This window comes from Sphingomonas sp. SORGH_AS_0950 (assembly GCF_030818415.1).
GTDB lineage: Bacteria > Pseudomonadota > Alphaproteobacteria > Sphingomonadales > Sphingomonadaceae > Sphingomonas.
Genome location: NZ_JAUTAE010000001.1, coordinates 2,602,715 through 2,629,426, shown reverse-complemented (window position 1 = coordinate 2,629,426; position 26,712 = coordinate 2,602,715). Strand labels below are relative to the sequence as shown.

The 26,712-nt window shown below is 64.2% G+C and carries 23 protein-coding genes and 1 tRNA gene; 19 read left to right on the top strand and 5 right to left on the bottom strand.

All coding sequences use genetic code 11. The features are described 5' to 3' along the window. Positions 1-25: 25 nt before the first annotated feature. Positions 26-2,068, bottom strand: coding sequence for a MobA/MobL family protein (locus QE385_RS11645; protein ID WP_307101983.1), 2,043 nt, complete (start codon positions 2,066-2,068; stop codon positions 26-28). 216 nt (positions 2,069-2,284) lie between these two features. Here QE385_RS11645 and QE385_RS11640 point away from each other — a divergent pair, with 216 nt between their 5' ends. The 12 genes from QE385_RS11640 (at position 2,285) to QE385_RS11585 (ending at position 15,877) form a co-directional block, all read left to right on the top strand. Next, positions 2,285-2,950 carry a hypothetical protein gene (locus tag QE385_RS11640; RefSeq protein ID WP_307101981.1) on the top strand — a complete coding sequence of 222 codons (666 nt, stop codon included), beginning with the start codon at positions 2,285-2,287 and terminating at the stop codon, positions 2,948-2,950. After that, complete coding sequence (locus tag QE385_RS11635; RefSeq protein WP_307101978.1) at positions 2,943-3,158, top strand: hypothetical protein; 216 nt, start codon at positions 2,943-2,945, stop codon at positions 3,156-3,158. The genes QE385_RS11640 and QE385_RS11635 overlap by 8 nt, the downstream gene beginning before the upstream one ends. After that, the gene (locus tag QE385_RS11630) at positions 3,155-4,588 is read left to right on the top strand and encodes a hypothetical protein (RefSeq protein ID WP_307101976.1); all 1,434 of its coding nucleotides are present in this window, start codon (positions 3,155-3,157) and stop codon (positions 4,586-4,588) included. Before QE385_RS11635 ends, QE385_RS11630 begins: the two co-directional genes overlap by 4 nt. A 158-nt stretch (positions 4,589-4,746) precedes the next feature. Beyond that, positions 4,747-4,905, top strand: a complete 159-nt coding sequence (locus QE385_RS11625) for a type II toxin-antitoxin system Phd/YefM family antitoxin (protein ID WP_307101974.1) — start codon at positions 4,747-4,749, stop codon at positions 4,903-4,905. 65 nt (positions 4,906-4,970) lie between these two features. Next, positions 4,971-6,587, top strand: coding sequence for a DNA cytosine methyltransferase (locus tag QE385_RS11620; protein WP_307101971.1), 1,617 nt, complete (start codon positions 4,971-4,973; stop codon positions 6,585-6,587). Continuing rightward, on the top strand, positions 6,587-7,003 hold the full coding sequence (locus QE385_RS11615) for a very short patch repair endonuclease (RefSeq protein ID WP_307101969.1): 417 nt from the start codon (positions 6,587-6,589) through the stop codon (positions 7,001-7,003). The genes QE385_RS11620 and QE385_RS11615 overlap by 1 nt, the downstream gene beginning before the upstream one ends. Then, positions 7,003-8,478 (top strand): ATP-binding protein, encoded by a 1,476-nt coding sequence (locus tag QE385_RS11610; RefSeq protein ID WP_307101967.1) that lies wholly within the window; start codon positions 7,003-7,005, stop codon positions 8,476-8,478. Before QE385_RS11615 ends, QE385_RS11610 begins: the two co-directional genes overlap by 1 nt. After that, positions 8,479-11,121, top strand: coding sequence for a Z1 domain-containing protein (locus tag QE385_RS11605; RefSeq protein ID WP_307101966.1), 2,643 nt, complete (start codon positions 8,479-8,481; stop codon positions 11,119-11,121). Next, positions 11,114-12,076, top strand: a complete 963-nt coding sequence (locus tag QE385_RS11600; protein WP_307101964.1) for a PD-(D/E)XK motif protein — start codon at positions 11,114-11,116, stop codon at positions 12,074-12,076. Before QE385_RS11605 ends, QE385_RS11600 begins: the two co-directional genes overlap by 8 nt. Continuing rightward, positions 12,073-14,130, top strand: coding sequence for an AIPR family protein (locus QE385_RS11595; protein WP_307101962.1), 2,058 nt, complete (start codon positions 12,073-12,075; stop codon positions 14,128-14,130). The genes QE385_RS11600 and QE385_RS11595 overlap by 4 nt, the downstream gene beginning before the upstream one ends. Positions 14,131-14,330: 200 nt before the next feature. After that, on the top strand, positions 14,331-14,633 hold the full coding sequence (locus tag QE385_RS11590; protein ID WP_307101960.1) for a hypothetical protein: 303 nt from the start codon (positions 14,331-14,333) through the stop codon (positions 14,631-14,633). 36 nt (positions 14,634-14,669) lie between these two features. Further along, positions 14,670-15,877, top strand: a protein-coding gene (locus QE385_RS11585) for an IS3-like element ISGbe2 family transposase (RefSeq protein WP_307101958.1) whose coding sequence is annotated in 2 segments (ribosomal slippage) — positions 14,670-14,994 and positions 14,994-15,877 — 1,209 coding nt in all. Because the reading frame shifts where the segments join, the coding sequence is not laid out codon by codon here. A 545-nt stretch (positions 15,878-16,422) separates the two neighbouring features. Here QE385_RS11585 and QE385_RS11580 read toward each other — a convergent pair. Continuing rightward, positions 16,423-16,496, bottom strand: a tRNA-Gln gene (locus QE385_RS11580). A gap of 160 nt (positions 16,497-16,656) precedes the next feature. On the opposite strand from QE385_RS11580, the gene QE385_RS11575 reads away from it, so the two are divergent. Both QE385_RS11575 and QE385_RS11570 read left to right on the top strand, forming a co-directional pair. Further along, positions 16,657-17,700, top strand: coding sequence for a Ppx/GppA phosphatase family protein (locus QE385_RS11575; protein WP_307101956.1), 1,044 nt, complete (start codon positions 16,657-16,659; stop codon positions 17,698-17,700). Then, positions 17,697-18,392 (top strand): RlmE family RNA methyltransferase, encoded by a 696-nt coding sequence (locus QE385_RS11570; protein WP_307101954.1) that lies wholly within the window; start codon positions 17,697-17,699, stop codon positions 18,390-18,392. The genes QE385_RS11575 and QE385_RS11570 overlap by 4 nt, the downstream gene beginning before the upstream one ends. Before the next feature lie 471 nt (positions 18,393-18,863). Here QE385_RS11570 and QE385_RS11565 read toward each other — a convergent pair whose 3' ends face one another. Further along, on the bottom strand, positions 18,864-19,226 hold the full coding sequence (locus QE385_RS11565; protein ID WP_307101952.1) for a response regulator: 363 nt from the start codon (positions 19,224-19,226) through the stop codon (positions 18,864-18,866). A 36-nt stretch (positions 19,227-19,262) separates the two neighbouring features. Here QE385_RS11565 and QE385_RS11560 point away from each other — a divergent pair, with 36 nt between their 5' ends. The 4 genes from QE385_RS11560 (at position 19,263) to QE385_RS11545 (ending at position 22,020) form a co-directional block, all read left to right on the top strand. After that, a complete protein-coding gene (locus tag QE385_RS11560) occupies positions 19,263-19,550 on the top strand; it encodes a DUF3572 family protein (RefSeq protein ID WP_307101950.1) in 288 nt (95 codons plus the stop codon). Beyond that, the gene (locus QE385_RS11555) at positions 19,547-20,173 is read left to right on the top strand and encodes an HAD family hydrolase (protein ID WP_307101948.1); all 627 of its coding nucleotides are present in this window, start codon (positions 19,547-19,549) and stop codon (positions 20,171-20,173) included. Before QE385_RS11560 ends, QE385_RS11555 begins: the two co-directional genes overlap by 4 nt. 45 nt (positions 20,174-20,218) lie before the next feature. Further along, entirely contained in the window at positions 20,219-20,683 is a 465-nt protein-coding gene (locus tag QE385_RS11550) for a RidA family protein (protein WP_307101946.1), read from the top strand. Positions 20,684-20,889: 206 nt separating this feature from the next. Beyond that, entirely contained in the window at positions 20,890-22,020 is a 1,131-nt protein-coding gene (locus QE385_RS11545; protein WP_307101944.1) for a GNAT family N-acetyltransferase, read from the top strand. 3 nt (positions 22,021-22,023) lie between these two features. Here QE385_RS11545 and QE385_RS11540 read toward each other — a convergent pair whose 3' ends face one another. Beyond that, entirely contained in the window at positions 22,024-23,688 is a 1,665-nt protein-coding gene (locus QE385_RS11540; RefSeq protein ID WP_307101942.1) for a hypothetical protein, read from the bottom strand. Positions 23,689-24,524: 836 nt separating this feature from the next. On the opposite strand from QE385_RS11540, the gene QE385_RS11535 reads away from it, so the two are divergent. After that, positions 24,525-25,337 carry a PQQ-binding-like beta-propeller repeat protein gene (locus QE385_RS11535; RefSeq protein WP_307101940.1) on the top strand — a complete coding sequence of 271 codons (813 nt, stop codon included), beginning with the start codon at positions 24,525-24,527 and terminating at the stop codon, positions 25,335-25,337. A gap of 87 nt (positions 25,338-25,424) precedes the next feature. On the opposite strand, the gene QE385_RS11530 is transcribed toward QE385_RS11535, so the two are convergent. Further along, positions 25,425-26,645: an argininosuccinate synthase gene (locus QE385_RS11530; RefSeq protein WP_307101938.1), complete on the bottom strand. Its 1,221-nt coding sequence runs from the start codon at positions 26,643-26,645 to the stop codon at positions 25,425-25,427. Between the last annotated feature and the right edge of the window lie 67 nt (positions 26,646-26,712).

Genomic DNA, 26,712 nt, shown 5'->3' with positions numbered 1-26,712 from the left:
TCGCGAACAAAATGGTCCGCCAGAATCACCGTTCGTGTTCGGACTTTTGGGGGATCGCCGGTGTTTGGCCCTTATCGCCTCCCTTCGGTCGAGCGCGTGCCTGCTCGGGGTCGACGCTCTCCGCCTGCGCGAACACCCCACGCTGCTTGGTCGCCGTGGAGACTGGCAACAGGTCATCAGGCGGCGAAGCTGGTTCGGCTTCCGGAATGGTGGGATCGAGCGGGGCGGTCGCTGACGGCAGCGGAGATGCGCCCGTTACTCGTTCAACCGCATCTACATCGAGTACCCCCGTCAAAACCGACTGCTGTTGCACTGTATGGAGGTCCGCCAGATCGCTTTGCGCTTTCACAGTGGATTTGAGGCGCTGCCACACGCCCCGTTCGCGGGTCGGCAGGTCAGCATCGTCGATGTCGTACCGACCGTCGGCGTCCAGCCACACGCGACCGCGTTTTCTCCGCAGCATCGCCAGCGCCTCATCATAGATTTCGCGCTGACGGCGCAGAGCGGCTTGATGTCGCGCCGCCTGCATCTCGCCGACGATTGGACTTGGCGGGGGCGTCGGGGTCACGAAGGTTTCGCCATCCGTGCTCGAAGTCCGGTCGCCGCCGACCGTTCGCCCGGTATCGTGCTCGATAGCGATGGGGTGCTGCGGGATCGCTGCAACCGATGTGGCGATGTCGGCGACCGTCTGCACGGTGTGCGACCGCATACCCGCAAGATGAGTTCCCAGGACCTCACGGCGATTTGCCAACTCGGATGCGCCCGCGGTTGCGCCGAGATCATGGCGCATCGACGTCAATCTCTGGCTGACTGCCGATCGCGCAGGCGTGAGTTTGGCTCGAGCAGCGCGGGTCGCCTGATCGGCGACGGACATTTGTCGTTCGAGATGATCCCGCATCTTCGCTTTCAACGCGGCGGGCGATGGCATGATCGCCTCAGCATCCGATAGCTTGATGGCCATGCCCAAGCAACGGCGCCGCACGATCGCCCCGGCGCTGCCGAGCCATTTGGCGGCGTCGACCAAGCCGGTGCGGACCTGCCGGAGCTGATCCTGCAGGATCAGAAGCGAGGCATGACGGTCGTCAGCGGCCGCCAAACGCCGCGCCGCCCAGGTTGCTTGCTGTCCGACCTTGCCCCGGATCGGCTGCGCCATACCGCGGTCGCGATTGGACAGCGGCGTGTAGCGCTTGTCGATGCCGGCTTCCCGCAGCGTCTCGTTGATCGCGACCACCACGGCACAACGACGGTGCATGATCCCGGCCGGGGTGTTGATCTCGGTCCGCTTGGTGACGGCGAACTGCCATTCATAGGGTGCCACCCGCTGACAGGGCCGCATCGAATAGACCAGGTGCAGGTGGAAATTGCGTTGATCGCCTGCTGCGTCGGGCAGGTGAATGCCGACGGTATAGGCCAGCCCCAGCCTGTCCAGCTGGCGGCAGATGCGCTTGACCGCCTGCCGCCGTTGCTCGGCGGTCAGTTCGGCGGGAAGCGCGATGACCTCGACGAGATAGACGTTCGCATTGGCCCGGTCGTGTGCCTCGAGCGCCTCCGACGCGCGGTAATGGGCGACGAGTTCGTTGCGATCGTCAGCGACATTCGACCACCAGCCGAGTTCGCCACCCTCCAGCGCTTCCTCGCGCACGCTATACAGCACGGCGCGCGCGGCTTCGCCAGCACGCCAGCGACGACCATTCTTCGAGCTGAATCCTCGTGCGGTGAAGGCGAAGTGGATCGAGTGACGGCCATCGGGCCCGCGCGCGTTGGTCACACCGACCGTCCCCTTTAGCATCTGCTCCACCATGCGGGTGTACAGTTTGCGCGGCGTGCGTAATCTCGTGCGCGGGCGGTCACCTTCGGGCATTTTGATGTGCAGGCGGCGGCTGAGAAACGCCTCAGCCTCGCGGTCGCTCATCGCCTTGCGCCGCCGCCTGGCACCTTCGTCTGCACGCTCGGCACTCACTTCTTCACGCTTGCGGCGACTGGTCAGATGTCGAGCACTGCGGGCATCGGCAAGCGCTTGGGCGGCTTCCCTGTTACCTGCCTTCAGCTCCGCATAGTCGATCGCCACTGCCACACTTCCATCGTTCAATCAGGAGGGGGTGGGCGGGTCGTTGTTCGGCTTTGGCCGAACAACACTTTATCGCGCACCACCCCCTCTAACCTGTCACCTTCTGCCTTGCTCCTGCTGGTGTCTCGTCAACTCAGCCCCGGAAAGATGCGCGCGGCGTCGATCAACTTTGTGCCACTAGGTTGACGCTTGGCGGCGACGGTCGTGGGTACCGCGATGGGCATGACCACCGCCCAAACCACTGCTGATCGCCTCCGCGATCTGGCTACCAACCTTGCCGCGAGCGAAGATCGCATTGCGGGCGAGGTCGCGATCGCGGCCATCAGCGCCGCCGAACTGCGGCGGCAATATCGCGCAGCGGACAAGCGGCGCGGCGGGCCGGGATCGGCCGATGCCCGGAAGTACGCCCTCGGCTCGGCCCTCGTGCTGGTCGGGATCGACGGCAGCGACGACACCGCCTTGCTCGGGCTGATGGCGCATCCGGAACGGATGGCGCGCTGGATGCAGTCCGCCACGGCGGCCAGCGCCGGGCCAACGTTCGGCGATATCGTCCGCTGGATCTTCAGCGATCCCGCACGCCTGACCTGGTGCCAACAGTGGGGCGTGATCCTGCAATGGCGCAGGCGCGCCGCGCTCTACGAACAGGAAGTGCGGCGCTTTATCGAGACCGGGCCACTCGACCCGCGCGCGTCGTGGCGGCGCAAGCCGATCACCATCGGGCAGGCCGCGCTCATCGATGCGCTGGTCGGCCTGCTCGGCGAACCCGCCCCCGATCTCGCAACCCGTGGCGCTGCTTTCGAATGGCTCCGCGCGCGCGGCGGCAATCCCACTTTCTGGCGCGAGCCTGCGCTCCCGCCCCATCTGGAGGAAGACGATGAATGACGAACATCAATCGATAGACGAGGCATATGCTGCCCACCTGCACCTCGAACGGCAGTTCAAGGACGCCATGGCCACGTTCGACGCGGAGATCGCCGCAAAGCGGACCGGCCATGACGCCTATCGTCACGCCGAGGGACTGTGCAGGCAACTGGCGGAAAGCGCCGCGGCGCTTCTGGCGCAGATCGACGATATGGTCGGCAAGCTGTGACCCAAGTCCGGGTCAGCCGCAAGGAGCGGCGCAAGCAGCAGGCGGCCTTCGGCCAGCAACGCTACGAAGGAAGCTATCGTCAATTTCTCGACACCGCGGGACGCAAGACTGACGTCGATACGCTGCTCGCCGGTGCGATCGCCAGTGATGGCGACCTCACCAAGCTGGTCAGCGACATGCATGGCCGGATCTATGCCGAAGGCATCGCAGAGGCAGATTACGGCCGACGTCTGTTCGCGCCCACCCTCAACGACATCCGGTCGCTGCCCGCAGCGATCCTCGACGCCAAGGAAGAACTGCCCCCGCTCGATCTGATCCCGACCGATCGCCCAGCGCTTCAGGCATTCCTGCGCGGGCTGATAATGCGCAATGGCGCAACCAACAATACCGACGTCATCGTCAGCGGCTGGGCAGGGAAGGTTGCGCCGGAAAAGGCGTTCAACCTTCATGTTCAGGCATTGGCGACTCTGCGTGATCACGACCAGCAACTCTACAAAGCCTTGGTGGGTGGGCGATTTGGTTCGGTGATCCGCCGCTTGCGGATTCTGGCAAGCAACGATCCTGCCTCCATGCCGAAGTTGCGCAATCTGCTCGTCGTACAGGCGTTGATCTGGTGTGCGCATGACGTGCAAATGGTCGGCGCGCGGCTGATGAAGGCCCCGTCGTTCGGTTATTTGGTGCCTGGGTCCAGCCAGTCGATGGCACCAGAACGGGCGCTCAACCAGATGCGGGCGCGTCGCACGGCGATAGAGACCGCGCTCGACCTGTACTTTGGCTCGGGCGACTGGCGCGTTGGCGAAAGCGCATGCGTGCCGAGCGGCGTAAACCTGCCGCTGACGAAGCACGCCGATCCGCTCATCCGGATGATTGCGAAGCGAATTCGCAAGCATCCCGATATGCCGGAACACAGCGGCGAAAGCCTCGATCTGCCCCGCCTAATGCAGCACGTCGCGGGACGTCTTCGCGAAGACGATGCGCTGATGGCGCGAACCGCGACGCCGCAGACGCGCGGCGCTGGGGCCAGGGTGTTCGCAACCGAGTGGTATGGACTGCCGCTGCTCGCGGCCTTGGCCGTTACCATCCGCCGCTTCATCCAGGCAGAGCAGCAACTGCCGGCAATGGTCGACGCCCTGATCGCCGGCACCGTACTCGCGACGCCGTTGGGCCCGTATGACGGTGAACGACAGGTTCGCGGGTCCGTGAGCCGGTTCGAAGACCTACTGGTATTCTATCGAGAAACGCTGTTCGGTTATGAAGGGGACTGCCGGGATACCGCCACCCGACCTTGGAAAGCCACCAAGGCGTCACGCGATTTCCTTGTAGAACGAGGGGATCGCGCACTGGGAGATCATCATGGCGCTTCAACGGACTCGCGACGGCCGTTTTATTTGCTTGATGTAATCCCCGAACATCGCTTTTCGATCGGCTGACGGTTTCCTTCTCTATCCATCATGCTCGCGGTTCAACTTAGCATGCAGCAAGGGTTCGAGCTGGCAGATGCCGACGAAGTTTGCCTCAGTTCCAGATATGTTTCCTGTTGCGCCAACTGGCGGTGTAGCTAAAATAGCCACAAGTCGGGGGAATGAGCATGAAGACGATGTCGGCGAAGGAGGCGAAGAACAGCTTCGGCGTCCTGCTTGACGCCGCTCAGGCCGCCCCCGTGCAGGTGCAGAAACACGGTAGGCCGGTAGCCGTGGTCATGAGCATTGAAGAGTACCGCAGGCTGTCCCGTCAAGGCACGGAATGAGAAGGGAGAGCTGGCGCAGGCGAGTCGCTTCGCTAGCCAAAACGCGAATGGCTGAAAGAAAATTGTTGCGCCTGAAGGGAACAGTTGCCGCCACTAGGCCAACGCCAGAGGCGTCGCCGGCAGCACATGCCGGCCATCTTTCGTTGCCGTATCCGGTCATCGACCTGTTCGCCGGCCCCGGCGGCCTCGGTGAGGGCTTCTCGTCCCTTGTTGACGAAAAGGAACGCAACCGGTTCAGAAGCGCCGTAGCGATCGAGCGGGACGAGTTCTCTCACAAAACGCTCCTGATGCGGCACTTCCTGCGGTCCTTCCCTGACGGAGAGGCTCCGGATGATTACTACGATTTCCTCGCCGGCGACCTGACGGCGGTCGAACTCGCGTCGCGCTACCCAAAGGAATGGATAGAGGCGGAGCACAGCGCCCTGAGGATCTCACTTGGTAGCGAGTCCCACGATCAGGTCAGGGGCATCATTCGGAAGCGGCTGGGGCGCACGCGGAAATGGGCTCTCGTGGGAGGCCCCCCCTGCCAAGCGTATTCGCTGGTCGGGCGCGCGCGCATGATGGGGCGGCCCAACTTCGAGAGCGATGAGCGGCATACACTGTATCTGGAGTACCTCCGGATCATCGCAGACCACGAGCCGCCGATCTTCGTCATGGAGAACGTCAAGGGGCTCCTGTCGGCAACCATCGAGGGCAAATCGGCCATCACGCGCATCGTCCAAGACCTTTCGCGGCCGGCGAACGCAATACCTGGCGCGAAACAGGACCTCGCCTACCGTCTCTTTTCCCTTTCCGAGGAAGAGATGGCGGAGGGGGAAGTTGATCCGCGCCTGTTCATCGTCCGAGCCGAGGAACATGGGATACCCCAAGCCCGTCACCGGATGTTTATCGTCGGCATCCGGTCCGATCTGGATGTGAAGCCGGGTACGCTGCGCAAAATGCGCGCGCCCAGCGTGCGGGAAACCATTGGTGGCCTCCCCGCCGTGCGTAGCACCCTCTCCCGGGGGCTAGACAGCTTCGCGGACTGGATCTCGGAAATCCGCAAGGTCTCGGGAATGAACCTAAGACAGCAGATGAACGGCGCTACCTATGCCGGCGCCGTCGCAAAGGGCATCGAACTGGACAGCCTGATTGCCCTGCAAGCCCCGCGTCTCAGTTCGTCCACCCGCTACACTCTAAGAACACCGAGTCACGAGGTTTTGCGCAAACTGTACGACGCACGTCTGTCGACGCTTACCGGGCACGAGGCCCGGGGCCACATGGCCTCGGACCTTCGGCGTTATGTATTTGCCGCCGTGTTCGCGGAAAACACGGGCCGCAGCCCGAAGCTCTGCGACTTCCCGGCGTCGCTTCTGCCGGATCACCAGAACGTCGGGCCGGGCAGGAATCGCGCGATGTTCGCGGACCGGTTCCGTGTTCAGTTGGCCGACCGGTGCGCGACCACCATCACCTCCCATATCTCGAAGGACGGCCACTACTTCATCCACTACGATCCGGCACAGTGCCGCAGCCTGACAGTCAGGGAGGCTGCGCGACTGCAGACCTTCCCAGACAACTACTTCTTCGCTGGGCCGCGAACCGCGCAGTATCATCAGGTCGGAAACGCTGTTCCCCCGCAGTTGGCCCGGCAGATCGCGGAGATTGTCAGCGAGGTTCTCGACGCCATCCCGGGTGAGGCGTGATGGTCGATACGATCAGCGCAGAACGACGCAGCTGGAACATGTCCCGAATACGGGGCCGGAACACCGGCCCGGAGGTTCGCCTGCGCTCCCTTCTGCACCGCGCCGGCTTGCGCTTCCGCATTCATGTAAAGGACCTTGCCGGCAAGCCGGATATCGTGCTTCCGCGCTATCGCACGGCGATCTTCGTGCATGGCTGTTTCTGGCACAGGCATGAAGGCTGCCGGAACTGTACCACGCCCTCCACCAGGCCCGAATTTTGGCAGGAGAAGTTCGCCGGCACCGTCGCGCGCGACAGCCGGAACGAGATTCGGCTGCGTGAGGAGGGCTGGACCGTGCTGACTGTCTGGGAATGTGAACTTGAACGCGATGCCGATGCCGTCGTCGCTCGTATTAGAGACTCGTTGAGGGAGGCCTGATGGCAAGGTCGTATCCCCTTCCGCCCAGCGCCGCCAGCCTTTCAGCTTCCCTGCGCGACCTAGGCTACTCGCTGGAAACGGCCGTCGCCGATCTGATCGACAACAGCATCTCCGCGGGTGCGACGGACATCCGCATAGTCTGCGACGTGGCCCGGAAGGAGCCCGCGCTGGTGATTGCGGATAACGGTCACGGAATGACGGAAGAGCGGCTCATCGCCGCGATGCGCCACGGTGCGACGCATCCCAATGCAAAGCGCGCCTCCAGTGACCTTGGGCGCTTCGGCCTAGGCCTAAAGACCGCCTCCTTCTCGCAATGCCGGCGGCTGACCCTGATCAGCGCGCGGGATGGACAGAGGTGCGGCGCCGAGTGGGACCTGAACAAGGTCGAAGCGGACGATGATTGGTCCATCTCGATCCTCGATCGGGACGAGATCGCGGGCCTGCCTTTTGCCGATCTGCTCGGCGAGACTGGCACGCTCGTCATCTGGCGCGATCTTGACCGGCTGTCCGAGGATGAAACCGGCCAGAAGCGTGACGAGATCGTCAGCGACAAGCTTGTTACGGTCGAACGGCACCTAGCGCTCGTGTTCCACCGCTTCCTATCAGGCGAGATCAAGGGGCGGAAGAAGCTCGCCATCAGCGTCAACGGTCATCCAGTGGCACCATTCGATCCGTTCTGCAGAAAGAATGCGGCGACGCAGGTTTTGCCAACCGAGACGGTCTGGGTCAATGATGCGGCGATCACGATGCAGCCGTACATTCTACCGCATCACAGCCGGCTGTCGCCGACCGAGTACGACTACTATCAAGATCGCAGCGACTTCATATCGAACCAAGGCGCCTACATCTACCGCAGCGGACGTCTGATGGCATGGGGCGACTGGTTCAGGCTCGTTCCGAAGGGGGAGGCGACCAAGTTGGCCCGGGTGCAGATCGACTTCCCGAACGGTTTGGACGAGGCGTGGACCATTGACATCAAGAAGTCGCGCGCACGACCGCCGCATGCTGTGCGGGAGCGGCTGCGGCAGATCATCAACAAAATCACCGCCCGCAGCGTGAGTGTCCATCGCGGCCGGGGCCAGAAGCTGTTTCAGGACGCGGCGGCCCCGCTCTGGGAACGCTATGCCGACCACGGTGGTATCCGGTACGCGCTGAACCTCCAGCACCCCCTCGTGACTTCGCTCGCCGGCATGCTGCCGGCGGATGGTGGTGCGTCTCTTGAGCTTCTTCTGAAAGCTGCGGCAGCAGCCCTGCCGGTGGAGATGATCTATTCCGACTACTCCACCGCGCCGCGCGAAATTAGGCAGTTGGACACGGACGAGGCGGATACGCTGAAGAGCCTGCACGTGCTCAGGACGCTCCTGTACGGAGAAAGCGGGGGCACGGCTCAGCAGTTCCTCGAATTGGTCCGTTCGACGCGTCTGTTCGAGGGCCGGCAGAAAATTGTTGAGGACTATGTGGGAGGGGCTTTCTGAATGGGAAATCCGGCTGATATCGAAAACAGCGTCGTCACCGCGCTCGTAAACGTACTCGGGAACAAGGAGCCCGTTCCGACGAGGGAAGAGGTTCAGACCGCCGCTGGCGTGATCGGGCCGATGAGCGGCTGGAACGGGCCCCTTGACGGTATCATCGATCAGGTGCTGATCAGGATCGACACTCGGATGGGCGCGGGCGTTTCGCTGGTCGACATCGACGCCGGGCATGACGACCAGTGGGTCGCGAAGCGGGACAACATCACTTGGACCTACGCCCAAGCGTATGAAGCCTTCCTGAGGGGGGAAGGCTGGGCGCCCCGCCTCGTCCAGTCGCTGAGCGACGTAACGACCCGCGTTTTAGGGCACCTACAGGACCCGACCAGCGAGGGCACCTGGGACAGGCGCGGCCTCGTGATCGGCCATGTTCAGTCAGGCAAGACCGCGAACTACACCGGCCTGATCGCGAAGGCAGCCGACGCCGGCTACAAGTTCATCATCGTCGTGGCTGGCATCCACAACAACCTGCGCAAGCAAACGCAAGAGCGGATCGACGAGGCCTTCATCGGCCGGTCGAGCGATCCGGACGACCGCCAATCTATCGGGGTCGGGCTGGAACCCGGCTATCCGAACCCGGCGACACTGACGAACATCCGCGAGGACTTCAACAAGGACACGGCCGGCAAGAGTGGCTGGAAACTGAATGACTTCAGCAAGCCCGTCATTCTGGTCATCAAGAAAAATGTCACCACCTTGAAGGCACTACACAAGTGGCTGAAGGAGATGAACGCACAGGGTACAGGTCAGATCTCTGATGTCCCGATGCTCATGATCGACGACGAGGCCGACAATGCATCGATCAACACGAACAAGGAGGATGTGAACCCGACGCAGACGAACGCGATGCTGCGCCGGATTCTTAGCCTGTTCGCAAAATCGTGCTATGTGGGCTATACGGCAACGCCGTTCGCCAACATCTTTATAAATCCCGAAGCATATGACGATGATGTGCGGGAGGAATTGTTCCCACGCGACTTCATCTATTGCCTCGATGCGCCGACGACCTATTTTGGCGCGGAAAAAGTTTTCCTGAACGACGATAGCAGCCGGGTCATTCTTGAGGAGATCCAAGACTGCGAGGACTACATTCCGTTCTCGCACAAGCGGGACGACAACGTCCCCGAACTGCCGCCCAGCCTGTATCGCGCGCTCGACGAGTTCATTGTGGCCCGTGCCATCCGCAACCTGCGCGGCCAAGCTGGCAAGCACTGTTCCATGATGGTCAACGTGTCCCGCTTCGTCTCTGTCCAGAAGACGGTGCGGGACTTCCTGAGCCTGCGCATCAGCAAGATCAGGGATGCGGTCCGCGCGAACTACGCCATGCCGGAATTCTCATCCTCACAGAACGGGTACATGCAGCGGCTGAAAGCCGCATGGTCCGCGGAGTATTCAGACACCGGGCATGCGTGGGACGAGGTCAAGGCTGCTCTCAACAGCGTATTCGATCACCTGAACCTGTTCGTCATCAACAGCAAAAGCGACGAGGTTCTGGACTATACGAGGTACGAGAAGGAGGGCGTCGGCCTGACTGCAATCGCGGTCGGTGGTCTAAGCCTGTCGCGCGGTCTGACCATCGAAGGCCTGACTGTCAGCTACATGTATCGGAACACGAAGATGTACGATACGCTGATGCAGATGGGCCGCTGGTTCGGATACCGGCCCGGCTATGAAGATCTGTGCCGCGTCCACCTCTCGCGAGACTCGATCAACTGGTACGCTCATATCGCGCAGGCGGCCGAGGAGCTGACCCAGCAGGTCAAGCGGATGCGCCGCGACGGGATGAGCCCGAAGCAGTTCGGTCTCTACGTTATGTCCCATCCGGACACCCTACTCATTACGGCATCCAACAAGATGCGGACGGGCGAGAAGGTCATGTTCCGCCAAAACTTCAGCGGCCGGCTGCTCGAAAGCTATATCGTCTCCACTGACCCGGACGTGAATACTGAAAACTTCGGCTTGATCCAGCGTTACTGGCAGGAGGGCTTTGGCGGGCACGAGGCCGACGATACCGGAAAGGGCCTGATCTTTAGGGATGTCCGGGTCGAGCAGATCGAAGACTTCCTGACTGCTTTTCAGGCGCACAGCCAGTTCAATGACCGCAAGTCCGACACCATAGCCTATCTGCGCACACTCACCGACCGCCATCCTGTCGGCGACGTGCTGTTAATCTCTCCCGGGGGCATCGAGGAGGACTGGACGCTCAACCGACAGGTCCGCATCGCGGCCGGCGTTGCGGGCACGGCGTGGCGCCTGAACAAGGATCGCGTAGCATCGCGGGGTGACGAGAAGCTTGGTCTATTTCCTGAACAGCAGCAGGTGGCCGAAGACTTGGCGCTGAACGGCGAAAAAGCGGGCGCGGTATCGGACTATCACTACCGCGAGGTCCGGAAGAAGCCACTTCTGATGATCCACAGCCTGCAGCCGCGCGACAATCCGGCCGTGACGGGCCCAGTCGCGGCTTTCGGCATCAGCTTCCCGCCCGGCCACTACGATAAGGAAATCGAGGTTGTCGCCAACAAGGTCTGGCTCGACGCGATGCAGGGCGCGCCAGACGATCCGGACGAGGATGAGGATTACGATGCCTGAGTCGACACCGTGGGACGACATCGCCGTACCGGATACCGACTTTAATGTCCGCCAGGTGGGCGGCCAGCGCGCCGTGCCCTGCAACTGGGGCCGCAATACCGACGGCGAATGCCTCTTCCTGATCGATCTGCTGGGCGACCACACCTCGCAGTACCGGCGAAACGTCGCGACTGTGAAAGGCATCGGCGTCGATCTGCGGTCGGCCGGTCTAGGGCTGCAGCGGCTTGTGCTGACCCTCGAGCGGCATGTTGACCGCGACCTGTTCGCCGGGCTCTGCCGTACGCTGTCCGCTTCGCTCGCGGACGCGCCAGATTCCGCGAGTGCGCTTGGCATAGCCCTGACCCACATTCGCCGGTGGAAGCACTTCTTGTCGGGCCGGGGCTCGCACCTGTCTCCTGAGGAGGTGCGCGGGCTGTTCGCGGAGCTTCAGTTCTTGAGCGAACTGATCGGCCGGCAGGGCGCGGCCGTGGCCGTGGCGGCTTGGCTCGGCCCCGAGCGATCACATCAGGATTTCATATTTGGCAACACGGCTATTGAGGTCAAATCCCTTTCGGGCACGGAGCGGAACAGCGTCAGGATATCGTCGGAGGACCAGCTGGAGTCCCTGAACGACCGGCTGCTCCTGAGGATCTATCGGCTCAGCAGCGGGTCCGGCGGACCTCAACTCCTGTCGCTCAACGGGATGGTCGCCCGGGTGCAGGGTCTGATCACTGATCCGGACGCAGCCGACACATTCGAGCGCAGGCTGGTAACGCACGGCTACGCGCCGCTACCAGAATACGACGAGCCGGCCTTCGTCGTCAGTAAAACGACCACCTATCACGTGCGCGAGGGCTTTCCGAGGATGACCCGTTCGGGACTGCCCGACGGAATCATGAATGTCGGCTACGAGATAAAGCTTGAAGCCATCGCCGATTATGAGTGCGATGAGCGCGCGGCTCTGGAGGGGGCATGACGGAACAGACGACTGAAGAGTTTTTCCACGACTTCCGGCAGGAGATGCTCGCCGAAGCCGACAGCACGTTTCAGCTGGAGGCGTTCATGGAGATCGTCTCTGGCGAGCTGATCGAGACTGGATTCATTGAGGGATTCGAGCACTGCCCCTTCAAGGCCCCGCGCGGCATGCGGGTGGACGGGTACTGGTTCAACGACGAGGGCACGATAGACATTTTCGTCGCGGACTTCGACTGCCGGCGCGATCTTCAGACCCTGACCAAGACGGAAATGGACGCCGCTTTCAGGCGCGTCGTCAACTTCTTCGAGGCAAGCCTCAAGGGGGCACTTGAACCGGACGTGACAACGCCTGAATACGGGCTGGTGCGCCAGCTTATGGACCGGCGGCCGCTGCTCCAGCAGGTCAATTTCTTCCTCGTTTCGGAACGGGTCCTGAGCGACCGGATTCAGGCGCTTCCGGACAACGAGGTCAGCGGCATCCGGGCAACCTATCATATCTGGGATATCGCACGCTTCCAGCGCCAGCGCAGCTCGCGCGGGCACAAGGAGGCGCTTGATATCGATTTCGTGAAAATGTTCGGCCACGGCATCAAATGCCTGCCCGCCAATCTCGGCTCTGACTCGTACCAGTCCTATCTGATCGTCATGCCGGCAACAGTTCTGGCGAAGCTCTATCATGAATATAGCGCTCGCCTGCTGGAGCAGAATGTCCGCACGTTCCTGCAGGCCCGGGCGCAGGTCAACAAGGGCATCCGCGCCACGATTATAAACGAGCCACGGATGTTCTTCGCCTACAATAACGGCATCACCGCGACAGCGCAGGACGTCGAAACCGTGCTGACGGACGGCGGTCTTGAAATCCGCCGGCTGACGGACCTGCAGATCGTCAATGGCGGGCAGACCACGGCATCGCTGTTTCACACGCAGCGCAAGGACAAGGCCGACCTCTCCGACATCTTCGTGCAGATGAAGCTGTCAGTGATCGACAGCGAACAGAGCGAGATGGTCGTTCCCCGCATCTCGGAATACGCTAACACACAGAACCGGGTGAACGCGGCCGACTTCTTTTCCAACCATCCCTTCCACGTTCGCATGGCAGAGTTCTCGCGCCGCATCTGGGCGCCCGCGCTGCAGGGCGCGCAGCGCGAAACTAAGTGGTTCTACGAGCGCGCGCGCGGGCAGTATATCGATGCGCAGTCCAAGCTCAGCCAAGCCGAGCAGAAGCGGTTCAAGGCGGAATACCCCAAGACACAGATGTTCACCAAGACCGATCTCGCCAAGTTCGAGAACGTCTTCGATGATCATCCAAGGTGGGTGAATCTCGGCAGTCAGAAGAACTTCGCCCGCTACGCGGCGCGGATTGGTAAGGAGTGGGACAAGTCGGCCGACACCTTCAACGAGTTCTACTACAAGCGGGCGATTGCGCGGGGTATCCTGTTTCGGGCAACTGAGAAACTCGTATCGGCGCAGCCTTGGTACAATGGCGGGTACAGGGCCAACATCGTGGCCTACACGCTTTCAATGCTGGGGAGGATCGCCGCCGACCGCAAGCTGTCGGTCGACTATCAGCGCATCTGGAATGCGCAGGCCGCGGACGAAACGCTGTCCGGCGCGCTGGCAGTCATCGCAAAAGCGGTCAGTGACGACATCACGCAGCCGCCCGCCGGCATCTCCAACATCTCGGAATGGTGCAAAAAGGAAAGCTGCTGGGGCCGTCTCTCCGAGCGGTCGTCGCACATCGCCGACCTGCTGGACGACGCGTCCTGGTCCGCGCTGATCGGCGCGGACGACAACCGCGAGGAAGCGAAAACCGCGCGGCAGACCCAGAAGATCGACAACGGAATCGAGGCTCAGAAAAGGGTCTTTGAGACGCCCACTGCGTACTGGTCAAAGATCCTACGCGAGGCGGGGCTGCGCAAAATACTGACTCCCAAGGACATCGGCATCCTGAAGATCGCGGAACAGATACCGGCGAAAGTCCCGACGGAGCGGCAGAGCGCGCTACTGGTTCAACTTCTCGACAGGGCGCAGCAGGAGGGCATCCTTCCGGATTGAGACTGCCTCGCACTGATTACGACGCCGGCCCGCAATAGCACAGCTAGACTGGTATCCCGCCCTCGCAGTCTTTGCCGATGTTCCCGGCCCCGTCTCTTCGGTCAAAGAAACTTCAACTGCGTGGAATGGAAATTCTCCAATGATCTGAGTGCCCACCTTCGTTCTTTGTGGGGCACCACTTTCCAACATTGGTGGAAAATGTGAGGCGGCTGTCGAAAGACAGCCGCCGACACGTGTTTGCCCCGATGCTTTGGCATATCGCGCGAAATCATCGCGCCGTCTTTTTCGATCCCGACCGCCATGCCGATGACGCCGAGACTTTGCTTGCCGATATTCGACCCTTGGGGACGATTGTCTTGGAGGAAGCGGCCTCGAACGGCAGCCCCCTGCCTCCATCACGCATCGCGACGATACGCGACGCCACCCACGCCGGGCGCACGACCGGATTTGCGAAGAAGCCACCTGAGCTGGCCCCCATTTCGACCGGACGGATTCAAGCCTAAGAAGGAGGCTTGGGGCTATCCCCTAAGCATAGGCTTATGTCCGTGTCCGAAATCATCACCGACGGCGGTCGTCGCCGTCACTGGAGCACGCCTGAGAAGCTGAGGATCGTCGAGGAGACGCTCGATGGTCGCGAGAGCATATCGGTGGTGGCACGCCGCAACGGCGTGGCGCCGAACCTGCTGTACCGCTGGCGGCGGCTGATGCTGGAGGGCGGGAGCGTCGCGGTCGCCGGCGACAACGACGTGACCAGCAATCGCCAGGTCCGCGAGATGGAGACCCGCATCCGCGAACTGGAGCGCCAGCTCGGCCGCAAGACGCTGGAGGTCGAGATCCTGAAGGAGGCGCTGGAGCGCTCACGCCCAAAAAAAGCGAGCTTGCTCATGCACTCGCCGTTGCCGGAGACTATCCGGTGAGCCTGGTCGCCAAGACGCTCGGGGTCGGGCGCTCGACGGTGTACGACCGCCTGACCGGCCGCACCCGGACGCGCGGGCCGTACGCCAAGGCCGACGACGCGGACCTGCTGCCCCGCATCCGCCAGATCGCCGCGCAGCGGCCCACCTACGGCTACCGCCGCATCGCGGCGGTCCTCAATCGACAGCTTCGCGCCGAAGGACTGGCGCCGGTCAATCACAAGCGCGTCTACCGCATCATGGCAGCGGACCGCCTGCTGCTGGCGCGGCGCTACACCGAGCGGGCCGACTATGGCCATGACGGCGTCGTGGTGGCGATCCGCTCGAACCTGCGCTGGTGCTCGGACGGCTTCGAGTTCACCTGCTGGAACGGCGAGGTCGTGCGCGGCGCCTTCATCATCGACGCCCATGACCGCGAGATCATCGCCTGGCGCGCGATCGCCAATGCGGGCATCAGCGGCTCGGACGTGCGCGACATCATGCTGGAAGCCGTGGAAACCCGCTTCGGCGGTATGCGCGCGCCCGTGCCGGTCGAGATGCTGTCCGATAACGGCTCGGCCTATACTGCCCGCGAAACACGCACCTTTGCCCGGCAGCTGGGCCTCAAACCCTGCTTCACGCCCGTTCGCAGCCCGCAGTCCAACGGCATCTCGGAGGCCTTCGTTCATACCCTCAAGCGCGATTACGTCCGCGTCTCGCCGCTGCCTGATGCTCCCACCGCGTTGACATCGCTTGCCGGATGGATCGAGGACTACAACGACAACCACCCCCATTCAGGGCTCAAAATGCGTTCACCGCGCGAACATCGCGCACTGGTTTCTGCAACCGCCTGAATCCGTCCGGTGAAACGGGGGCCAGATCACCACCCCGGCAAATGATCGACGACGGGAAGCGCACGGCGACGTCCAGGATTCGCGCGCGACCCGTGTCGATGGTGGGGTAGAACGATTCGCTACGAAACAGGCCGAGACGGCCGACATGCTCGCCTAGGACCGATCGACATTCAGCGATGCCTTGTCCTTCCCTCGCCCCTCGCAGAGGGGAGAGGGTTGCGCAGACTTGGTCTTTGCGTAGCAAAGGCTTAGTCGGAGCTGGGTGAGGGGTGCATGCGCGCAGCGCGCGAGCCTTTGGGCTCGCTCAACCCCTCACCCAAGCTGCGCTAGCCAGCAGGCTGGCAAGCTTCGCTAACCCTCTCCCCTGTCCAGGGGAGAGGGGAAGAAGAAGCAATTCCGAATGTCGATCCGACCTAAGTCATCATCCACAGCCGTGCGAAGCGATGGCAGGCGGCGCCGATCATCAGCGTAACATTTTATAGCAGGGAAATGGGGCGGGTGTTTGCCCGGCCTGTGGATCAGATCGCCTGATCCCGGCAAATGTCTGGATGCCCCGTGAGGATTCGAACCTCAATTAACGGAGTCAGAGTCCGTGGTCTTACCTTTAGACGACGGGGCACCGAACAGGGGCGTGCCTCTAGGCGGGCTAGCGGGGCTTGTCAACAGGCTTTGATGCGGTGCGTCTTGTCGCACGGGCACCGACCCGCTACCTTGGGGACCAAGCACCGGCGGACGCTCATGTCCGTGACGGATAGAACAGAATAAAGCGAGATACGGCGATGGGGGATCAACCCACCCGACGGCCGTACCGGCAGGCCAAGCCCCCTGCCCGTCCGGCACCGCCCCGGCCCCAGCGTGGCCGGTGGTCCGATGCGCAGGCTTATGCCGCGCTCGACCTTGGCACCAACAATTGTCGGCTGCTGATCGCGCGGCCACAGGGCGGCGGCTTTGCCGTGGTCGACGCCTTTTCGCGCATCGTCCGGCTGGGCGAGGGGCTGGCCACCACCGGCCGCCTGTCCGACGCCGCGATCGACCGCACCATCGCGGCGCTGCGCGTCTGCGCCGACAAGCTGCGGCGCCGCAACGTCACCCTTTCGCGCGCGGTCGCGACCGAGGCCTGCCGGCGGGCGGCCAACGGCCCCGCCTTCATCGCGCGCGCGCTGGCGGAGACGGGCATCCATCTGGACATCATTTCGGCCGAGGAAGAGGCACGGCTCGCCGTGCTCGGCTGTCACGCGCTGATCGAGCCGGGCGAGGACCCCGCTCTGGTCTTCGACATCGGCGGCGGTTCGACCGAACTGGTGCTGGTCGACACGCGCGGCCCCAGCCCCCGCATCCTCGACTGGCATTCGGCCCCCTGGGGCGTCGTCTCGCTCACCGAAAGTGCGGGCGGCGGCGAGGGCGAGGCGGGGCGGCTGGCGGCCTATGCGCGGATGCGCCAGATCGTCGCGGACAGCTTTGCCGGTTTCGCCGCACGCCTGCCGCGCGACCTGAAGCGCCCCCGGCTGCTGGGCACCAGCGGCACGGTGACGACGCTGGGCAGCGTCCATCTGGGGCTCAGCCAATATGACCGCGCCGCGGTCGACGGGCTGATCGTGCCGACGGCGGCGATGCGGGAAATCAGCACCAGCCTGTCGCGCAAGAGCCTGGCCGCGCGCGGCAAGGTGGCGTGCATCGGCCCCGAGCGCGCCGACCTGGTGGTCGCGGGCTGCGCCATCCTCGAGACGATATTGGACCTCTGGCCCGCCGAGCGGCTAGGGATCGCCGACCGTGGAATCCGCGAGGGGATTTTGCGGCGTTTGATGGGAATCACCAGACCGTGAGCAGAGGAAATTCGGGGCTGCACCAGCGCGTGCGCACCGCCCGGAACCGCACCGCGCAATCGACCCGCTGGCTGGAGCGCCAGTTGAACGATCCCTATGTCCGCCGCGCCAAGGCGGAGGGGTATCGCAGCCGCGCGGCCTATAAGCTGATCGAGCTGGACGAGCGATTTGGCTTCCTGCGCGGCAAGAAGCGGATCATCGACCTCGGCATCGCGCCGGGCGGCTGGAGCCAGGTGGTGCGGCGCAAGGTGCCGAACGCCAGCGTGGTCGGCATCGACCTGTTGCCCGTCGACCCGATCGACGGCGTCACCATCTTCGAGATGGACTTCATGGACGATGCGGCACCCGACAGGCTGATGGAGGCGCTGGGCGGCGCGCCCGACCTCGTCATGTCGGACATGGCGGCCAATACGGTCGGCCATCCGCAGACCGACGCGCTGCGCACCATGGCGCTGGTCGAGACGGCGTTCGCCTTTGCCTGCGACGTGTTGTCGCCCGGCGGGGTGTTCGTGTCGAAGGTCTTTGCGGGCGGCGCCGATTCGCAGCTGGTTGCCGAGATGAAGCGCCACTTCGCCACCGTGAAGCACGCCAAGCCGCCGTCGAGCCGCAAGGGATCGGTGGAATGGTTCGTCGTGGCGCAGGGGTTCAAGGGGCGCAAGGCCGCGCCGGTCGGGGACGATTCGGAGGATTGAGCCCGGAGCGTCGGGGGGCGCTCGCGCCCACTAACGGACATGGTTGTATCCATTGGCAGGGGCGGGGCTTGGGGGTAGATTGCTCACGTAATGAAGCGGAGCACTCTCTTCTGGCTTATAGTGGCCGTGGTGTTTTGGGGCTTAATGTTCGCCTCGAACGCTCGCCAAGCTTCTATAGCATTTGTATTTTCAGCAATCCTCGGGATTGTTGTTGCGATCGGGCTGTTGGGCTTTCACATCATCCGGGCAAGGCGTGGTCGGTAGACGCGCTACGCGAACGTTCCGAAGCGCGTCAGCGTCCGATGACCACCAAAAATAGACATCTCGCTCGCCCCTTTCTCCGTTCAGCCTGAGCGAAGTCGAAGGCCACGGGATGACGCCCGTGGCAGAGGTTCGGGGCGTGCACTTCGACTTCGCTCCGTGCGAACGGAGGGCGGGGAGCGGGGCGAACGGAGGTGGGGTCCAGCCCCCTCACAGCAACGCGTTCACCGCCTCCATGAATCGCATCAGGCTGATCGGCTTGGAGACATAGGAATCCGCCCCCGCCGCGCGGATCCGGTCCTCGTCCTCGCGGCCCGCATAGGCGGTGACCGCCATCACCGGGATGCGGCGCAGTTCCTCGTCCGCCTTCAGCTCCAGGATCAGCTCATAGCCGGTCACGTGCGGCATCTGGATGTCCATGATGATCAGGTCGGGTTCGACCTCGCGCGCGCGTGCGACCGCCTCGCGCCCGTCGCGGACCGGCTCCGCGATGAAGCCGTGCGCGCGCAGGAGGTCGCAGAAGAGTTTGAGGTTGAGTTCGTTGTCCTCGACAACGAGCACCTTTCTTGTCACGCCCGTTCCACCATTGACCATGAGTGACGATAGGCAATGCCCGGACCGGATACAATCGAACCCGCACGCATCGAGACGGCCGGGGCGCTGGCGTTGCAGGCGCTCGTCTGGACGCTGCAAAGCCAGAGCCGCGCCGAACGGCTGCTGGCGCTGACCGGCCTGTCGGTCGAGGAACTGCGCGGCGGGGCGGGCGAGCCCGGCGTGCTGGCCGCCATCCTGTCCTTTCTGGAGGGGCATGAGGCCGACCTGATCGAATGCGCCGATTCGCTGGGCGTGCGTCCCGAGGCGCTGGTCGCCGCGCGGCGGACGCTGGAGGCCGCATGAAGCCGCTGCTGATCTGCGACTGCGACGAGGTGCTGGTCCATATGGTGCGGCACTTTCGCGACTGGCTGGACGAGGCGCACGACATGGAGTTCGCGCTGGACCGCCACGACTTTTTCGGATCGCTGTCCCGGCGCGGCGGCGGCCCCGCCCCTACCCATGACGAAGCCTGGGAGCTGCTGCACGGCTTCTTCCCCGGCCAGATGGAGCGCCAGACCCTGGTGCCCCACGCCGCCGAGGCGCTGGCCGCGCTGGCGAAACAGGCCGACATCGTCATCCTGACCAATCTGGTCGAGGAATGCCGCCAGCCCCGGATCGAGCAGCTGGCGCGATTCGGCATCACCCACCGCGTCCAGTGCAATTCCGGCCCCAAGGGCGTGCCGGTGGCGAGGCTCGTCGCCGAGCATGGCCATCCCGTCACCGTCTTCGTTGATGATCTGGCGCAACACCATGCCTCGGTCGCGGAGCATGCGCCGCAGGTCCACCGGCTGCACATGGTGTCGGAGCCGGAGATGGCGCCGCACGTGCCGCCCGCGCCCGCCGCGCATGCCCGGATCGACGACTGGCGCCGCGCCGAGACCTGGATCGCCGCGCGATTCGCCGAGGGGCACGCCGCGCCGGGCTGACGGGATACTTGACCGGCGGGGCCGCGCCGCGCCATGTCTCGCGCCATGACCACCCATATCGATCGCGCGCTCGAGCAGCTCGGCCTCACCCTGCCGGAGGCCGCCGCCCCCGTCGCCGCCTATGTCCCCGTCGTCGAGGCGGGCGGGCTCCTCCATATCTCGGGCCAGCTGCCCTTCATCGACGGCCAGCTCGTCACCGGGCGGCTGGGCGAGGGCGTCTCGCTGGAGGACGGGCAGAAGGCGGCGCAGGCGTGCGGCCTGATGCTGGTGGCGCAAATCAAGAAATATCTGGGCGGCGACCTCGGCCGCGTGAAGCGGATCGTGAAGCTGGGCGTGTTCGTCAATTCGGCGGGCGACTTCACCGACCAGCCCAAGGTCGCCAATGGCGCGTCGGAGCTGATGGTGACGCTGTTCGGCGAGGCGGGCCGCCATGCACGCTCGGCCGTCGGCGTGCCGGTACTGCCCCTGGGCGCGGCGGTCGAGGTGGACGCGATCGTGGCGCTGGCCTGATCCTTTCGGGCGGGGTCGCCTGTGGCCCCTGCCCTCCCCCACCCCCTCCCGCCTGCGGGAGGGGAGCGGCCAGAAGTTAGCGAGGAATCCTATAACTCGCCCCATCGCACGCCCCTCCCGCAAGCGGGAGGGGATGGGGGAGGGAAAGCCACAAGCGAACCGCCAGCCCTTGTCCCGCCCCGCCCCAAACCGCATATCCCACCGCGATGACCACCGCCGTCGCGCGTATCCTGTCCGGCGTCGCCGCCCTGTCCCCCGACCAGTGGGACGCCTGTGCGGGCACCGCCAATCCCTTTGTCAGCCACGCCTTCCTGAGCGCGCTCGAAACCTCGCACAGTGTCGGCGGCCGATCGGGATGGACCCCTGCCCCCATAGTGATCGACGGCCCGGACGGACAGCCCGCCGCGATCGCGCCCGCCTATCTGAAGGCGCATAGCCAGGGCGAATATGTCTTCGACCATGGCTGGGCCGATGCGTGGGAGCGCGCCGGGGGCCGCTATTATCCCAAGCTCCAGATCGCCGCGCCCTTCTCGCCCGTGCCCGGCCCTCGCCTGCTGCTGCGCGACCCGGCGCTGGCGCCCGCGCTGATCGCCGCGATCGAGGCGGTGACCGACCAGAACGCGCTGTCCTCGGCGCATGCCAGTTTCGTCGCGCCCGAGCAGGTGCCGCATTTCGAGGCGGCGGGGTGGCTGATCCGCGAGGGGGTGCAGTTCCACTGGCGCAATGACGGCTATGCCACCTTCGACGATTTCCTGGATGCGCTGGCCAGCCGCAAGCGCAAGGCGATCCGCAAGGAGCGCGCCGCCGCCGTCGAAGGGCTGACCATCCGCCATCTGACCGGCGACCAGATCCGCCCCGAACATTGGGACGCGTTCTGGACCTTCTATCAGGACACGGGCAGCCGCAAATGGGGCCAGCCCTATCTCACCCGCGCCGCCTTCGACCGGATCGGCGAGCGGCTGGGCGACAAGGTGCTGCTGATCCTCGCGATGCGCGAGGGGCAACCGATCGCGGGGGCGCTGAACCTGATCGGCGCGGACACGCTCTATGGCCGCTATTGGGGCGCGGTCGAGGACGTGCCCTTCCTCCATTTCGAGCTATGCTATTATCAGGCGATCGATGCCGCCATCGCGCGCGGGCTGTCGACCGTGGAGGCGGGTGCGCAGGGCGAGCACAAGCTGGCGCGCGGCTATGCCCCGGTGCCGACCTACTCGGCGCATTACATCCCCCACCCCGCCTTTCGCCGCGCCGTCGCCGAGTTCGTAACCCGCGAGCGCGAGGCGATGGCGGCGGAGAGCGAATATCTCGGCGAGCTGACCCCGTTCCGCCGGGGTTAGCCCCTATCGGTCGTCCTGATCGGCGGTCGCCTTGCGCCGGGCGGGGACGCGCTTTTCCTCTTCGGGCGAAGGGCGGCTGAGCAGCTCATAGGCCGCCGGGTCGATGATCGGACGGCGATCGTCGATCCGGTACAGCACGTCGCGTCCCGACCGCCAGATCGGCGTCAGCCCGCGGGTCAGCCGCTCGTCATAGCGCGGCGGATGGACCAGCCAGACATAGTCGAACGCATCGCGCGGCAGCAGCTTGAGCGCAGTGTCGATCGGCCGCCACCATTGCCCGCGACAGCGGCGCGCGGTCACGATCTCGGACGGGTCGTGCGCGAAACGCTTGGCGGGGGCATAGCGCACGGTCAGCAACTGGCCGCCCGCCATCGACCATTGGTCGTTGGCATAGGCCAGCTTGCGCTCCAGCGCGAGGCCCGCAACATGCTCCAGCCGGCTCGACGGCCAGACATCGGCGCAATATTGACGGCCCACAAAGGTCAGCAGCCGCGCGCGCGGCGGGACATGATCGAGCGCGGTCAGCACCCGGTCGTAATCGTTGCTGTACATCACATAGCTGACCGTGGTGGCGCCGATCCGCACGACGAAGAACACCAGCCCGATCACCGCCAGCGTCGACGCGCCGCGCAGCGACAGCCCGCGCCGGGGCCTGAGCGCGATCAGCGCGATCGCCAGGACATAGGGCGCCAGCCGCATATCGGCATAGGCCGAACCGAACACGATGCGCGGCAACAGCAGATAGACGACCGCCAGGAACGCCGCCGTCAGCACCAGATTGCGCGAATATTCCACCCGCTCGTCGCGCACGCCCTTGAGCAGCACGAGGAACAGCACCGTGACCGAGGCCAGGTCGAACGCCATCCAGCGATCGCGCAGGACCATCGTCACCCAGTTGATCTTCCACCGCCAGTTGAACCAGTCGGTGGTCTGCCCGGTGACATGCTCGCCCGAGCGCCACAGCACCATCAGCACCATCGGCAGCGCGAGCGGGATACAGCCGATCCCGGCATGGATGGCGGATTCGATCCACCCCTTCACCCCATGCGCGCCCCTGGCGCGGCGCATGTCATGCTGGCGGATCAGCTCGGCCGAAAAGGCCAGCACGCCCAGCACGCCCCAGCCGAAGGTGTGCGCGACCCAGAGCAGGCAGGACAGCGGCACGAAGACGATGCCGCGCAACCGCACCGCGCCCAGCCGACCCATGCGCAGCCACAGCGCGAACAGGTTCAGCGCCAGCGCCATCGCCAGCGCGAAGTTCACGAACCCGAACTGGAAGGGATAGCTATAGGCCAGCGGCAGCGCGAACAGCGCGGTGGCCGGGATCCGCCCCTGCACCTCGCGCGCGATCCAGAGCAGGCCGGTGACGGTCAGCACGGGGATGGCGATGACGATCAGCTTGACCGCCAGCTCCAGCCCGAAGATCGGCGCCAGCGGCTCGATCAGCAGGTCGATGCCCAGATTGCCGATCATCTGCCATTCGAAATGATACCAGTTGGCGAGCCAGGGCTGCGCGGCATAATCGAGCTGGACCCGGTAACGGCCCATATGGCCCGGCAGGTCGACCAGCGGCGGCACCGTCGGCCAGAGCAGCGGCACGGCCGCGAGCAGCGCCATCGCCGCCACGAACCACCGCGTCTGCCACCAGTTGAGCTTTCCCCCATTCATGGCGATCGGCCTAGCGGATCGAAGGGGGCGAGGACAAGCATCCCCCTTGCTGCGGTGCGGCGAGTTGTTGAAATCAGAAAGGGCTCTCGTCAAACGGGAGCGGGTGATCGTTTCGCCGCCATTGAACTTGCTCGGCGGGCTGGCGCGAAAATCACGATATGGGAAAATGTCGATGCGCTTTCGCGCAAGGCATGAACCAATCGCGATACGCTTGCCGCCAGTCTTCTTTTCATATTACGAACTTCTCATCGGCAATCTATTACAGATACCGGGGTGGGGGACATCATGAAGCGATCGACCTGGTCGACAATTGCATTTTTGCTTTTTCCAGGGGCCTGCGGCGGTGAGGGCGGCGGATCTGGGGGGACCGGGAATGTCGTCGTGACGCCAACGCCGACGCCGACGCCGGCTCCGACGCCAACACCCACACCAACGCCCATCGCCACGCCGACGCCAACACCGGCTCCCTTCATCCTGCCGACGCCGACCCCACTCGCAGACGACGGCAACTGGTCGACGCTGCAACGCGATCCCGGACACACCGGCTATGTCCCGGCCAGCTTTGCGACGGCGAGCTTTGCCGATGCGTGGACCATTGGTACGCCCAATCCTCCCAGCACGGTCGCGGCGCGCGCGGGCACCATATTCTACAATGTCGTGCGCGGGGACGGCCACATCTACACCCAGGCGGTATCGAGCGCGAACGGCGCGTCCGTCTGGGGGGCTTCGATCTGGGCGCGGCCAGCCTGGGGCGGGGACGGCGACCCTATGGCCCATCCTATTCCAACAATATGGTCGCGTCGATCACGCCGAATACGACGTCCACGGCATCCCCGATGCAGGTCATCAACGCATCCACGGGCGGGTATGTCAGCACGCCAACCTATGACGCACAGTTCAGCGACGGCAGCGTGCCGACCCCCGTCGGCAACGAGCTGTTCTATGCGGCGGGCTATTATGGCAATGTCGTCTATGACGCCAGCGCTCCGACCGGCGACCGGCTCTGGCGGACCGAGGCCGTCGGTCAATATGGCGGTTACGTCATGCAGGGCGAAAGCGTCGCCGTCGACCAGAGCTATGTCTATTATTTCAAGGCCGGCTCGCTGGTGGTAATGACAAGAGCCGGGGCGGTGGTGAAATCCATCCAGAACCCGTTCTTCTCGAAAAACGGCATCAGCTATTCGGGTGAATATGTCGGCGCACCGATGCTCGACGCCAACGGCCATGTTTTTACCTACACGGATAATTATTCAGACGGAAATTCGCTGCCGATCGCGGCTTTCTCCTTCGCCAGCGAAAAGGCACTTTGGCGGACGGGCTATAGCTATACCGGCCAGCCCGCCGTTCGAGGAAGCCGCCTCTATGCCATTCGCTCGGCGAGCACGATCGTGGATCTGATCGATACGTCGACCGGATTGCTGGCGGGATCGATCGATGTCGGCGGGACCGAGAATCTGGCAGGCAATGTTGTAATCTCGGACAGCCATATGTTCGTCGCCGGCACCTCGACCACCTATGCGGTCGACCTGACAAAGGCAGGCTATCCGGTCGTCTGGAAGACCGGGTTCGCCGGGCCGCTGACCGTGACGCCGGACGGCTATCTGATCATCGCCACCACCAGCAGCCTGCACGGCGTGAAACTGAAATAGGCTTCGCTCCACCTGCGGCGAGGCCCCATGAAAAAGGGCGGACGGGTTGCCCCGTCCGCCCTTTCAGCATTCGGCTCCGAACCCGGATCAGATCCGGTCGCGGCGGCCCAGCAGGCGCAGGCGCAGCGCGTTGAGCTTGATGAAGCCCGCCGCGTCGCGCTGGTCATAGGCGCCCTGATCGTCCTCGAAGGTCACGACCTTCTCCGAATACAGGCTGTAGGGCGACTTGCGCCCCGTCACGATCGCCTGGCCCTTGTACAGCTTCAGGCGGACGGTGCCGGTCACCTTCTCCTGGCTGTAGTTGACGGCGGCCTGGAGCATCTCGCGCTCGGGCGAGAACCAGAAGCCGTTATAGACCAGCTCGGCATAGCGCGGCGCCAGTTCGTCCTTCAGATGCGCGGCGCCGCGATCGAGCGTGATCTGCTCGATACCGCGATGCGCCAGCGCATAGATGGTGCCGCCCGGCGTCTCGTACATGCCGCGGCTCTTCATGCCGACGAAGCGATTCTCGACCAGATCGAGGCGGCCGATGCCGTGCTTGCGGCCCAGCTCGTTCAGCTTGGTCAGGAGCGTGGCGGGCGAGCAGGCCTCGCCGTTCAGCGCGACGCCGTCGCCACGCTCGAAATCGATGGTGATCGTCTCGGGGACGTCGGGCGCGTCCTCCGGGTTGACGGTGCGCGAATAGACGTAATCGGGGACCTCATCCCACGGGTCCTCCAGCACCTTGCCCTCGGACGAGGTGTGCAGCAGGTTCGCGTCGGTCGAGAAGGGCGCTTCGCCGCGCTTGTCCTTCGACACCGGGATCTGGTGCGCCTCGGCGAATTCGATCAGCTTGGTGCGGCTGGTCAGGTCCCATTCGCGCCACGGTGCGATGACCTTGATATCGGGGTTCAGCGCGTAATAGCCCAGCTCGAAGCGGACCTGGTCGTTGCCCTTGCCGGTCGCGCCGTGGCTGACCGCGTCGGCGTTCACCATCTTGGCGATCTCGATCTGGCGCTTGGCGATCAGCGGCCGCGCGATCGAGGTGCCGAGCAGGTACAGCCCCTCGTAGAGCGCATTGGCGCGCATCATCGGGAAGACGTAATCCTTGACGAACTCCTCGCGCAGATCGTCGATGAAGATATGCTCGGGCTTTACGCCCGCCATCTCCGCCTTCTTGCGCGCGGGCTCCAGCTCCTCGCCCTGGCCCAGATCGGCGGTGAAGGTCACGACCTCGCAGCCATAATGCTGCTGCAGCCACTTGAGGATGACGCTGGTGTCGAGGCCGCCCGAATAGGCGAGGACGACGCGCTTGATATCTTCGCTCACGGCAAAGTCCTTCGAGGATAGGGGATGGATTTGCCCCGGCCCCTATGCGCTGTGGCGGCCTCACGCA

Coding starts and splice junctions, on each gene's coding strand:
- QE385_RS11555 (WP_307101948.1), top strand. CDS start 19,547: ATGAAGCCGCTGCTGATCTGCGACTGCGACGAGGTGCTGGTCCATATG.
- QE385_RS11560 (WP_307101950.1), top strand. CDS start 19,263: ATGCCCGGACCGGATACAATCGAACCCGCACGCATCGAGACGGCCGGG.
- QE385_RS11635 (WP_307101978.1), top strand. CDS start 2,943: ATGAATGACGAACATCAATCGATAGACGAGGCATATGCTGCCCACCTG.
- QE385_RS11535 (WP_307101940.1), top strand. CDS start 24,525: ATGCAGGTCATCAACGCATCCACGGGCGGGTATGTCAGCACGCCAACC.
- QE385_RS11605 (WP_307101966.1), top strand. CDS start 8,479: ATGGGAAATCCGGCTGATATCGAAAACAGCGTCGTCACCGCGCTCGTA.
- QE385_RS11600 (WP_307101964.1), top strand. CDS start 11,114: ATGCCTGAGTCGACACCGTGGGACGACATCGCCGTACCGGATACCGAC.
- QE385_RS11615 (WP_307101969.1), top strand. CDS start 6,587: ATGGTCGATACGATCAGCGCAGAACGACGCAGCTGGAACATGTCCCGA.
- QE385_RS11610 (WP_307101967.1), top strand. CDS start 7,003: ATGGCAAGGTCGTATCCCCTTCCGCCCAGCGCCGCCAGCCTTTCAGCT.
- QE385_RS11575 (WP_307101956.1), top strand. CDS start 16,657: ATGGGGGATCAACCCACCCGACGGCCGTACCGGCAGGCCAAGCCCCCT.
- QE385_RS11640 (WP_307101981.1), top strand. CDS start 2,285: ATGGGCATGACCACCGCCCAAACCACTGCTGATCGCCTCCGCGATCTG.
- QE385_RS11550 (WP_307101946.1), top strand. CDS start 20,219: ATGACCACCCATATCGATCGCGCGCTCGAGCAGCTCGGCCTCACCCTG.
- QE385_RS11625 (WP_307101974.1), top strand. CDS start 4,747: ATGAAGACGATGTCGGCGAAGGAGGCGAAGAACAGCTTCGGCGTCCTG.
- QE385_RS11545 (WP_307101944.1), top strand. CDS start 20,890: ATGACCACCGCCGTCGCGCGTATCCTGTCCGGCGTCGCCGCCCTGTCC.
- QE385_RS11540 (WP_307101942.1), bottom strand. CDS start 23,688: ATGAATGGGGGAAAGCTCAACTGGTGGCAGACGCGGTGGTTCGTGGCG.
- QE385_RS11595 (WP_307101962.1), top strand. CDS start 12,073: ATGACGGAACAGACGACTGAAGAGTTTTTCCACGACTTCCGGCAGGAG.